Source organism: Isoptericola sp. NPDC056578, from assembly GCF_042793275.1.
Lineage (GTDB): Bacteria > Actinomycetota > Actinomycetes > Actinomycetales > Cellulomonadaceae > Isoptericola.
In genome coordinates, this window is record NZ_JBHTVC010000047.1 from 1 (window position 1) to 10,146 (window position 10,146).

At 75.1% G+C, this 10,146-nt stretch carries 10 protein-coding genes; 4 read left to right on the top strand and 6 right to left on the bottom strand.

Annotated features, from left to right (window positions below):
* Positions 1 to 125: 125 nt before the first annotated feature.
* The gene (locus tag ACFQ80_RS16590) at positions 126 to 1,343 is read left to right on the top strand and encodes an NAD(P)/FAD-dependent oxidoreductase (protein WP_430564402.1); all 1,218 of its coding nucleotides are present in this window, start codon (positions 126 to 128) and stop codon (positions 1,341 to 1,343) included.
* Positions 1,344 to 1,422: 79 nt separating this feature from the next.
* On the opposite strand, the gene ACFQ80_RS16595 is transcribed toward ACFQ80_RS16590, so the two are convergent.
* From ACFQ80_RS16595 to ACFQ80_RS16610, 4 genes are all read right to left on the bottom strand, one after another.
* Positions 1,423 to 2,187 carry an ABC transporter permease gene (locus ACFQ80_RS16595; protein ID WP_430550949.1) on the bottom strand — a complete coding sequence of 255 codons (765 nt, stop codon included), beginning with the start codon at positions 2,185 to 2,187 and terminating at the stop codon, positions 1,423 to 1,425.
* Complete coding sequence (locus ACFQ80_RS16600; RefSeq protein WP_430564403.1) at positions 2,187 to 2,981, bottom strand: ABC transporter ATP-binding protein; 795 nt, start codon at positions 2,979 to 2,981, stop codon at positions 2,187 to 2,189. The genes ACFQ80_RS16595 and ACFQ80_RS16600 overlap by 1 nt, the downstream gene beginning before the upstream one ends.
* 32 nt (positions 2,982 to 3,013) lie before the next feature.
* Positions 3,014 to 3,853: a DUF4097 domain-containing protein gene (locus tag ACFQ80_RS16605; protein WP_430550947.1), complete on the bottom strand. Its 840-nt coding sequence runs from the start codon at positions 3,851 to 3,853 to the stop codon at positions 3,014 to 3,016.
* Positions 3,854 to 3,929: 76 nt separating this feature from the next.
* On the bottom strand, positions 3,930 to 4,451 hold the full coding sequence (locus ACFQ80_RS16610; RefSeq protein ID WP_430564404.1) for a histidine kinase: 522 nt from the start codon (positions 4,449 to 4,451) through the stop codon (positions 3,930 to 3,932).
* Positions 4,452 to 4,601: 150 nt separating this feature from the next.
* Here ACFQ80_RS16610 and ACFQ80_RS16615 point away from each other — a divergent pair, with 150 nt between their 5' ends.
* On the top strand, positions 4,602 to 5,396 hold the full coding sequence (locus ACFQ80_RS16615) for a class I SAM-dependent methyltransferase (RefSeq protein WP_430564405.1): 795 nt from the start codon (positions 4,602 to 4,604) through the stop codon (positions 5,394 to 5,396).
* A gap of 25 nt (positions 5,397 to 5,421) precedes the next feature.
* Here the strand turns inward: ACFQ80_RS16615 and ACFQ80_RS16620 are convergent, their stop codons facing one another.
* The gene (locus ACFQ80_RS16620) at positions 5,422 to 6,297 is read right to left on the bottom strand and encodes a VOC family protein (protein WP_430564406.1); all 876 of its coding nucleotides are present in this window, start codon (positions 6,295 to 6,297) and stop codon (positions 5,422 to 5,424) included.
* A 101-nt stretch (positions 6,298 to 6,398) separates the two neighbouring features.
* Entirely contained in the window at positions 6,399 to 7,322 is a 924-nt protein-coding gene (locus ACFQ80_RS16625; protein ID WP_430564407.1) for a ribokinase, read from the bottom strand.
* Between the two features lie 134 nt (positions 7,323 to 7,456).
* Here ACFQ80_RS16625 and ACFQ80_RS16630 point away from each other — a divergent pair, with 134 nt between their 5' ends.
* Positions 7,457 to 8,740: an endonuclease/exonuclease/phosphatase family protein gene (locus tag ACFQ80_RS16630; protein ID WP_430564408.1), complete on the top strand. Its 1,284-nt coding sequence runs from the start codon at positions 7,457 to 7,459 to the stop codon at positions 8,738 to 8,740.
* Between the two features lie 128 nt (positions 8,741 to 8,868).
* Positions 8,869 to 10,023, top strand: a complete 1,155-nt coding sequence (locus ACFQ80_RS16635; protein WP_430550941.1) for a ScyD/ScyE family protein — start codon at positions 8,869 to 8,871, stop codon at positions 10,021 to 10,023.
* Positions 10,024 to 10,146: the final 123 nt, after the last annotated feature.

A 10,146-nucleotide genomic window follows, 5' to 3' on the forward strand; every position in this document is an offset into this window, starting at 1 on the left:
GTCGCACCCGCGACCGGGCGCCGTCGTCGTCCCCGGACAGGACGCCGTCACGCCCGCGCCCCGCGTCTCGTCGTCACCGTGAGCAACCGACGAGAAGACGGACGAAGACGGACCGAGGAGACGAGATGTCGCACAGGACGCAGGTCGTGGTGGTGGGCGGCGGGTACGCCGGGGTGACGGCGGCGAACCGTCTGACGAAGCGGGACGACGTGGCCGTGACGCTGGTGAACGCGCGCCCCACGTTCGTGGAGCGGATCCGGCTGCACCAGCGGATCGCCGGGTCGCACGACGCGGTGGTGGACTACCGGCGGGTGCTGGCGGACGCGGTACGGCTCGAGGTCGCGACCGTGGAGCGGATCGACGCGGCGGGGCGGCGGCTGGTGCTCGCGGACGGCGGCACGCTCGGCTACGACTACCTGGTGTACGCCGTGGGCAGCACCAGCGCCGCCCCGGCGGTCCCGGGCGCGGCAGAGCACGCGTACCCGCTGGCGAGCCTGGAAGAGGCCGACCGGCTGGCTCCCGAGCTGGCCGCCGCGGGCCGGGACGCGCACGTGACGGTGGTGGGCGCGGGACCGTCCGGCATCGAGACGGCGTCGGAGCTGGCGGAGCAGGGGCGCACCGTGACGCTCGTCGCGGGCGAGCTGGCCGGCCCGTACCTGCACCCGAAGGGTCGGCAGGCGGTGCTCGCGCAGCTGGTGCGCCTCGGCGTGACGGTCGTGGACGGCCCCGCCGCCGTGGTGACGGCCGTGACGGCCGACGCCGTGCAGCTCGCCGACGGCCGCGACCTCCCCAGCGACGTGACGATCTGGACGGCCGGCTTCGGCGTCCCCGACCTCGCCGCCCGCAGCGGCCTGAGCACGGACGCCGAGGGCCGCCTGCGCACCGACGAGACCCTGACCAGCGTCGACGACGAGCGGATCGTCGCCGCCGGCGACGCGGCCGCGCCGTCGGACCTGCCGTTCCGGATGAGCTGCCAGGCCGCCGGGCAGCTGGGCGGCGCCGCGGCGGACACCGTGCTCGCCCGGCTCGCGGGGACGGAGCCCGCGCCGGCCGTGGTCGGCTTCGTCGGGCAGTGCCTCAGCCTCGGCCGCGGCGCCGGGCTGTTCCAGTTCGCCCGGCGCGGCGACGTCCCCGTGCGGGCGTTCCTCGGCGGGCGGCTGGGCGCGCGCGCCGGGGCCTGGCTCAAGGAGCTCGTGTGCAGGAGCACGGTCCAGGGCCTCGTCTGGGAGGCGCGCCGGCCCGGCAGCGTCCGGTACCCGGCGTTCATCGGCGACCCGCGCCGGCAGGAGGTGCTGCGCGCGCGGCGCGAGACCGCGCCGCACGACGTCGTCCCGGTCGCCTGACGCGCGACCCGACCAGAGACGCCGACACGACGGAGCGCCGGCCGGGCCCGATGGGGTCCGGCCGGCGCTCCTTGTCGGGTCAGCCGATCCGGCGGCGGTAGATCGCGACCGCGAGGCCGTACGAGACGGCGAGGATGCCGACGAGCCAGGCGAGGGCGACCCAGATGTCGCTGCCGACGGGCTGCTCCGCGAACAGGGCCCGGACGGTGTCGACGACGGACGTCACGGGCTGGTTCTCCGCGAACCAGGCCACCGGGCCGGGCATCGTGTCGGTGGGCACGAACGCCGAGCTGATGAACGGCAGGAAGATCAGCGGGTAGCTGAAGGCGCTCGCGCCGTCCACCGTCTTCGCCGAGAGCCCCGCGATCACGGCCAGCCAGGTCAGGGCGAGGGTGAACAGGGCGAGGATGCCCGCCACCGCGAACCAGGCGCCCACCGAGGCCCCCGTGCGGAAGCCCATGAGGAACGCGACCGCGATGACGATGGCGACCGAGACCATGTTCGCCACGACCGACGTGAGCACGTGCGCCCACAGGACGCTCGACCGGCCGATCGGCATGGACTGGAAGCGGTCGACGATGCCGCCCTGCAGGTCGAGGAACAGCCGGTACGACGTGTACGCGATGCCCGACGCGATGGTGATCAGCAGGATGCCGGGCAGCATGTAGTTGATGTACGACTCGTCGGACCCGGTGTTGATCGCGCCGCCGAAGACGTAGACGAAGAGCAGCATGATCGCGATCGGGGTCACCGCGGTGGTGATGATCGTGTCGGGGCTGCGCAGGATGTGCCGCAGGGAGCGCCCGGTGAGGGTGCGGGTGTCGGCGAGGGCGTGGGTGGTCATCAGGAATCCTTCTCGGTACCGGTCGCACCGACGAGCGAGAGGAAGACGTCCTCGAGGGACGGCTGCTTCTCGACGTACTCGACCTTGGCGGGCGGGAGGAGCTGCTTGAGCTCGGCGAGGGTGCCGTTCTGGATGATCGTTCCCTGGTGCAGGATCGCGATCCGGTCGGCGAGCTGTTCGGCCTCGTCGAGGTACTGCGTGGTGAGCAGCACGGTGGTGCCGTTGCTGGCGAGCTGCTTGACGGTCTGCCAGACGTCGATCCGCGCCTGCGGGTCGAGGCCCGTGGTGGGCTCGTCGAGGAACACGATCGGCGGGTTGCCGATGAGGCTCATCGCGATGTCGAGACGACGCCGCATGCCGCCGGAGTAGGTCCCCGCGCGGCGGCCGCCGGCCTCGGTGAGCGAGAACCGGGCGAGCAGGTCGTCGGCGATCTCCCCGGGGTGGGGCAGGTGCCGCAGCCGGGCCACGAGCACCAGGTTCTCGCGTCCGGTGAGGACCTCGTCGACGGCGGCGAACTGGCCGGTGAGGCTGATCGACTCGCGCACGTCGCCGGGCTTCGCCGCGACGTCGTGCCCGTGCACGGTGGCGGTGCCCGCGTCGGCCTTGAGCAGCGTCGACAGGATGCGCACCAGCGTGGTCTTGCCGGCGCCGTTGGACCCGAGCAGGGCGAAGATGCTCCCGGCGGCGACGTCGAAGTCGACCCCGCGCAGCACGTGCAGCTCGCCGAACGACTTCTCGATGCCTTGGACGTGGATCGCGGCGCGGGCCGCGCCGTCGGACTGGGCGGTGGTCATGTCCGGTTCTCCGATTCTGCGAGGTGAGTGGTTCACGGCCGGCGGACGACGACGTCGCCGAAGCCGGTGCTGGCGTGGATCTCTGCGGTGGCCTCGTCCTCGACCGGCCCGTCCGTGGGGGTCAGGAGGTTGCGGACGGAGCCGTTCTCGGACGAGACGTCGAGGTAGGCGGCGGTGCCCTCGGGCACCCCGACCTCGATCGACCCGAACGAGGACGTGAGGGTGACGTCGCCGGACTCCAGGTTGTTGACCCGGATGCTGGCGTGCGCAGACTTCGCGGTGAGGGTGCCGCGCACGCGGCTCACGGCGATGTCGCCGTGCGCCCCGAGCACCTCGAGGGTGCCGGTGACGGAGCCGACGGTCGTGGTGCCGTTGCTGGCGCGGATCGTGCCGTCCCCGAGGACCTCGTCCACGAAGACGGACCCGGCGCTCACCTTGACGTCGAGGGAGCCGGTGACGCGGCCCGCGGTCGCGGAGCCGGCGGAGAGCTTGAGGTCCAGCCGCTCGACGTCGTCCACGCGGGCGTTGCCGGCGGACAGCGTCATGTCGACGGCGGCGAGCGTGCCCTCGGCGTAGAGCGAGCCGACCTTGCCGCTCAGCGACGAGCCCTCGGGGAGCTCGACGGTGATGTCGGCGGTGCCGGACGCGAAGGGCAGCACGTACTGCTTCCACGAGCCGGGGTAGGTGATCGAGACGGCGTCGCCGTCCCGGTCCACGCGGACCGACTCGGCGGCGCGGGCGCTGCCGGACTTGGCGTTGGTGGGCAGCACGGTGACGACGACGTCGTCGCGCTCCCCGGCGACGACGTGCACGTTGGCGAACGGCACGTCCACGAGGACGGGGACGGGCTGGGTGGCGGGGAAAGTGGGCATGACGGGGCTCCAACAGTGGTGTCGGTGTGGTGTCAGGGGGGACGGGGGCGGTGCGGTGCGGGGCCGTGCGAGGGGATCAGCGCACCCAGCCGGTGACGCGGCCGGAGCCGCGCTGCTGCGGACGGGCCTGCGCGGCCGGACGTCCGGTGGACTGCTCGAGCGCGGCGGCGACCGCGCGCACGAGCCACGTGTTGACGGAGACGCCGTCGCGGGCGGCGGCGGTCTCGGCCTGCGTCTTCAGGTGGTCCGGCAGGCGCAGGGTGGTGCGGGTGGTGGCGCCACCCTCGGCCTCCGCGGCCGGCGCCGCCGGGGCGTGGTCCGCCTCGGGGGCGGCGGCGGCGACGGCGGAGGGCCGGGCGGGTACCGCGACGACGAACTCGGGCGAGCCGCCGCGGAGCCGGATGTCGACCGAACCGGGGGCCAGCTCGGCGGAGATCTCCCCCGCCGCGTCCGACAGCGCCTCGAGCAGCACGAGCCGGGCGGCCGCGTCGAGGGGGGCGGTCAGGCGGGAGGCCAGCTCCCGCGCCTCGTCCCCGCCGGCGGCGGCTGCGGTGCCGAGCTGCTGCTGCAGCTCGTCGACATATCTCGTGAGGTCCATGGCTCCACTATGACACCACCGTGGTGTCATGGCAAGACCTTTGACGTCATTTCTGATGTCACGCTGATGTCGACTGGTGTCAGAGGGGCGGGGTGCCCGCGTCGTCGCAGGTCAGGAGCACGTCACCGGTCGCGGGACTAGCGTGGCGTCGTGACCAGATCCCCGGAGGGCCCCGACACCACGGTGCGCGGCGTGCGCCTCTTCGACGACGTCCGCCCGGACGAGACGGACCGCGCCTACCTGCCCGGCATGAGCAGCGCCTGGAAGATGCCCTGGTACGACGTGCAGAGCTGGTGGCGGCGCGCCGGGCGGCTGCACCGCCGCACCGTCGAGCTCGCCGGGATCGCCGCCGGGCAGCGGGTCCTCGACGTCGGCTGCGGCACCGGCAACCTCTCCCTCGCCGTGCTGCGCGCGGTACCGGACGCCGCGGTGACCGGCCTCGACCCGGACGGCGCCGCCCTGCGCCGCGCGGCGCGCAAGGCCCGCCGCCGGCGGGTGGGACGTCGCGGCTCGCTCACGCTCGTGCGGGGCTTCGCCGACCGGCTGCCCGCGGCCGACGGCACCGTCGACCACGTGCTCTCCTCCCTCGCCCTGCACCACGTGCCGATGGACGAGAAGCGCCGGTTCGCCGCCGAGCTCGCTCGCGTGCTGCGCCCCGGCGGCACCGTCACCGTCGCGGACCTCGATGCCCCCGGGCACGGCGGCGGGCACGGCGGCGGGCACGGGCACGGCGGGCACGGGCACGGCGAACCAGCGGACGGCGAGCACGAGCACGGCGGCCACCGGCACCACCGCGGGATCGGTGCGAACCAGCACCGGGAGGACAACGCCGACGGCGGCATCCAGCGCCTGCTGACGGACGCCGGGCTCGCGGACGCGCGCGAGGTCGGCCGCGCGACGTTCATGGACACGCCCGTGATGTGGGTGCAGGCGCGCCGGCCCTGACGCGCCCCGGCGGTCCCCCGCCGGCTCAGGACCTCCCGGCGTCGGCCTCGGCGGCGACGAACTCCGGCGGCGGGGCGAACTGGGAGAGCACGAGGTCGGCGCCGAACGGGTCGCGGATCGTCGCCTCCCGGGTCCACTCGGTGTCCTGGGTCGCGTGCACGACGGCGCCCGCCCGCTCGGCGGCCTCGGCGGCGGCGTCACGGTCGGCCACCGCGAAGACGACCGACCAGCGGGCCGGACCGTCCGCGGGCAGCACCCCCGCGACGACGTCCGAGAACCCTGGCGGGACGAACTCCTGCCGCTCGTGGATCCCGGGGTCCACGGTGCGGGCCAGGTGGTCGCCGTACCCCCGCACGCGCGCCATCCCGGCGCCCAGGTCGTCGCTGCGCTCCCAGCCGAGCAGCGGCCCGTAGAACCGCAGCGCGGCGTCGACGTCGGGGGTGAGCAGGTTGCTGAAGTTCCAGGTGCCGGGCTCGTTGACGCGCTGGGCCCCGGCGCGGGTGCCGGCCCGCCAGAGGCGGCTGGGCGCGCCCTCCGGGTCGACGATGCGCGCCATCCACCCCGCGGCCTGCCCGGGCGGGCCCACCTGCTGCGGGGGCGAGCTCACCACCCCGCCCAGCTCGGCGACGCGGGCCGTCGCGGCCTCGATGTCGTCGACGGCGAGGTACGTGTGCCACGCCGGCTCCCCGTCGTACCCCGGGTCGGGCGTGGCGACGGCGGCGATCGCCGTCTCGTCGGTGCCGTCCCACGACGCCACGGCGTAGCGCCCGGGCACCCCCGGCGGCAGCTTCTCGGTGAACCGCCAGCCGAACAGCGCGCCGTAGAACGCGAGCGCCGCGTCGACGTCGGCGACCTCCAGGTCGATCCAGCTCGGGACCCCGTGCGGGTAGGTGTGCACCATGGACCCACCCTGCACAGGCCCTCCGACATCTCGCCCGACGACGGCGACGGTCTCGTCGCCACCACGTCGCCACGACGTCGCCACGATGTCGCCACCGCACGTCACACCGCGGGCAGCTCGTCGTCCGCCGACGGGTAGGAGGCCTGCGCGCCGGGCGACCGCACGGCGTACGCGCCGACGCGGGCCGCCGTCCGGGCGGCGTCGACGAGCCCGTCGCCCCGCGCCAGCCCGTGGGCGAGCGCGCCGACGAACGCGTCGCCCGCCCCCGTGGTGTCGACGGCGCGCACCCGCGGTGCCGGGACCGCCGTCACGTCGCCGCCCTGCCCGACCAGCGCGCCGCGGGGCCCGAGCGTCAGCACGACCGACCGCACCCCGCGCGCGAGCAGCCCCCGCACCAGCTCCTCCTCGCCGTCACCCGGCGGGACGTCCAGCGCGGCGGCGACCAGCCGTGCCTCGTGCTCGTTGAGGACCAGCGGGTCGGCGCGCAGCAGCACGTCCGGGTCGACGTCGAGCACCGGGGCGAGGTTGACGACGAGCCGTCCGCGCGCGGTGCGGGCCGCCGCCTCGATGGCGGCCCGCGGGATCTCGCCCTGCAGCACGAGGGTCCCGGCGGCCGCGACCAGCCCGGCGTGCGCACCCACCACGGCCTCGTCGACGGCCGCGTTGGCGCCGGGGACGACGACGATGGAGTTCTCGCCGTCGTCGCTCACGGTGACGATCGCGATGCCGGTCCGGTGCCCGGGCACGACCGCCAGCGCCGCGAGGTCCACCCCGGCGGACCGGAGCCCCGCGAGCGCCGCGTCGGCGAACTCGTCGTCGCCCACCGCGCCCACGAACGCGACGTCCGCGCCGAGCCGGGCGGCCGCGACGGCCTGGTTGGCCCCCTTGCCGCCGGACATGACCCGCATGCCGTGCCCGAGGACCGTCTCGCCGGGTGCCGGGTGCGCCGCGACGCCGACCAGCAGGTCCGCGTTGGTGGACCCGACGACCACCACGCGAGCGGTCGATGGCGTCACCGAACGCATGCTCGTCACCTCGCCGTCGTGCGTGACCCTCACGCCCCGGACACGATGACACACGGGGCGCCCGCGCTCGCTCCGCGACCGACGTTCACGCACCGTTGAGGCGCGCGTCACCGGCCGGCGCTAGCGTCGACCGCGTGATCACGCCCACCAGGCCCACCCTGCGACGACGCACCCTCACCGCCGCCACGGCGCTGGCCGTGGCCCTCCCCACCGCCCTCCTCCCCCTCGCCGCGAGCGCCCACGGGGGCGGCGGCGGGCACGACGGCGGGCACGGCAGCGGGCACGGTCCCGACCGCTCGCTGCGCGTGGCGACGTACAACCTGTCGCTGAACCGCGCGACGGAGGGCGAGCTGCGGGCCGACCTGGCCACGGGCGACGACCCGCAGGCGCGCACGGTCGCGGAGGTGATCCAGCGCGCGGACCCGGACGTCGTCCTGCTCAACGAGTTCGACTTCGACGCCGACCACGCGAGCGTGGACGGGTTCCGCGAGCACTACCTCGAGGTGTCGCAGGGCGGCGCCGACCCGGTGCGCTACCGCTACGCGTACACCGCGCCGTCGAACACGGGGGTCCCCAGCGGCCTCGACCTGGACAACAGCGGCACGGTGGGCGGCGGCAACGACGCCTTCGGCTTCGGGGAGTTCGAGGGCCAGTACGGGATGGTCGTGCTGTCCAAGTACCCGATCGACACGTCGGGCGTGCGGACGTTCCAGCACTTCCTGTGGAAGGACATGCCGGGCGCGTTGCTGCCCGACGACCCGGCCACGCCCGAGCCCGCGGACTGGTACTCCCCCGAGGAGCTCGACGTCGTGCGGCTGTCCAGCAAGTCGCACTGGGACGTGCCGGTCCGCGTGGGCCGCCAGACCGTGCACGTGCTGGCCTCGCACCCGACGCCGCCCACGTTCGACGGGCCGGAGGACCGCAACGGCCGGCGCAACCACGACGAGATCCGCTTCTGGGCCGACTACGTGACGCCCGGCAGGGCGTCGCGCTACGTCTACGACGACGACGGCCGGCGCGGCGGGCTGCAGCCCGGCGCGCGGTTCGTGATCCTGGGCGACCAGAACGCCGACCCGTTCGACGGCGACTCCGTGGACGCGGCCGTCGACCAGCTCCTGGACCACCCGCGGATCACCGACCCGCGGCCGACGTCGGACGGCGCCGTCGAGGCGGCCGCCCTCCAGGGCGGCGCCAACGCGACCCACCGGGGCGACCCCGCCCTGGACACGGCCGACTTCGCCGACACCGCCCCGGGCAACCTGCGGGCCGACTACGTGCTGCCGTCGAAGGGCCTGAAGGTGCGCGACGCGGGCGTGTTCTGGCCGACCCGGGCCGACCCGCTGTCGCGGCTCACCGGCACCTACCCGTTCCCGTCCAGCGACCACCGGCTGGTGTGGGTGGACCTGCGCGCCGGCTGAGCCGTGGCCCCGCCCGGAAGATGCCCGGGGAATCACCCGGGCAGCGCCCCGGGGTCGCTGGCGAGCGCCCCGGGGCGGTCGCACGCTCGAAGGTGCTGTGTCCCTCACCGTCGAGCCCGGGAGATCCCATGAGACGCGCCCTCACCGCGGCCGCCGCAGCAGCGACGGCGCTGCTGCTCGCCGCCGGCCCCGCCGCCGCCCACGGCGGCAAGCCCGCACCGAAGCCCCCGACCGTCACCGACGTGGCCACCGGCCTCGTCAGTCCCCTCAGCGCCGCTGCCGGCGCCAAGGGCACGAACTACGTCACGCAGAACTTCGCCGGCCTGCTCACCGAGGTCGACCGGCGGGGCCGCACCTCGGTCCTCCACGCGTCCGCGAACGGCGAGGAGGTCGGCGGTGTCTCGTACCGCGACCGGCGCCTCGCCTTCACCGAGACGCTCATCGACGACCAGCAGGGCCCGGTGGCCTCGAGCATCAAGACCCTGCGCCTCGACCGGCACGGCAACCCGGTCGGACAGGCACGCACCCTCGCCGACATCCGCGCGTACGAGAACGCGAACAACCCGGACGGCGACGTCACCTACGGCTTCCGGGACGTCGACCAGTCCTGCCTGGACCAGGCGCCGCCGGACGGCATCCCCGTCCTGTACCAGGGCATCCAGGACTCGCACCCGTACGCGACGACGCAGGCCCGCGGTACGACCTTCGTCGCCGACGCGGGCATGAACGCGATCCTGTCCGTCAGCGACCGCGGCCGCGTGCGGACCGTCGCGGTGCTGCCCGCCCAGCCGGCCGTCGTCACCGCGGAGGCCGCGGCGATGTTCGGCCTGCCGGACTGCGTCGTCGGCGAGACGTACTGGTTCGAGCCGGTCCCCACGGACGTCGAGATCGGCCCGTGGGGCCGGCTCTACGTCTCGACGCTGCCCGGCGGGCCCGAGGACGAGAGCCTCGGCGCGCGGGGGTCGGTCTACCGGGTGAACCCGTGGACCGGGTCGGTGCGGAAGGTCGCGGGCGGCTTCCTCAGCGCCACGAACCTCGCCGTCTCGCCGAAGGGCGACGTGTACGTCGCCGAGATGTTCGGCAACCGGATCAGCACGGTGAAGCACGGCGGGCCGCGGTCCGTCGTCGCGATCGACGTGCCCGGCGCCGTCGAGTGGTCCGGCAAGGGCCTCCTCGCGACGGCGAACGCGTTCGACCCGACGGCGGGGCCGACCGACCCGCCGCAGGGCCGTCTCGTCAGCATCGACCTGCACGCGAAGCACCACCACCACGGGCATCGCTGACGCCGTGGCGACACGGGTCGGGCCGGGGGGGGCCGGGGGGCCCGCCCCCCCCCCAGGGGCGGGGGGGGGGGGGGGTGGGGGCCCCGGGCGGGGGGGGGGGGGGGGGGCGACGCGCGGCGGCCA

Bases quoted from the DNA above. Each gene is read 5' to 3' on its own strand.
- ACFQ80_RS16590 (WP_430564402.1), top strand. From the start codon at position 126: ATGTCGCACAGGACGCAGGTCGTGGTGGTGGGCGGCGGGTACGCCGGG.
- ACFQ80_RS16595 (WP_430550949.1), bottom strand. From the start codon at position 2,187: ATGACCACCCACGCCCTCGCCGACACCCGCACCCTCACCGGGCGCTCC.
- ACFQ80_RS16600 (WP_430564403.1), bottom strand. From the start codon at position 2,981: ATGACCACCGCCCAGTCCGACGGCGCGGCCCGCGCCGCGATCCACGTC.
- ACFQ80_RS16605 (WP_430550947.1), bottom strand. From the start codon at position 3,853: ATGCCCACTTTCCCCGCCACCCAGCCCGTCCCCGTCCTCGTGGACGTG.
- ACFQ80_RS16610 (WP_430564404.1), bottom strand. From the start codon at position 4,451: ATGGACCTCACGAGATATGTCGACGAGCTGCAGCAGCAGCTCGGCACC.
- ACFQ80_RS16620 (WP_430564406.1), bottom strand. From the start codon at position 6,297: ATGGTGCACACCTACCCGCACGGGGTCCCGAGCTGGATCGACCTGGAG.
- ACFQ80_RS16625 (WP_430564407.1), bottom strand. From the start codon at position 7,322: ATGCGTTCGGTGACGCCATCGACCGCTCGCGTGGTGGTCGTCGGGTCC.
- ACFQ80_RS16635 (WP_430550941.1), top strand. From the start codon at position 8,869: ATGAGACGCGCCCTCACCGCGGCCGCCGCAGCAGCGACGGCGCTGCTG.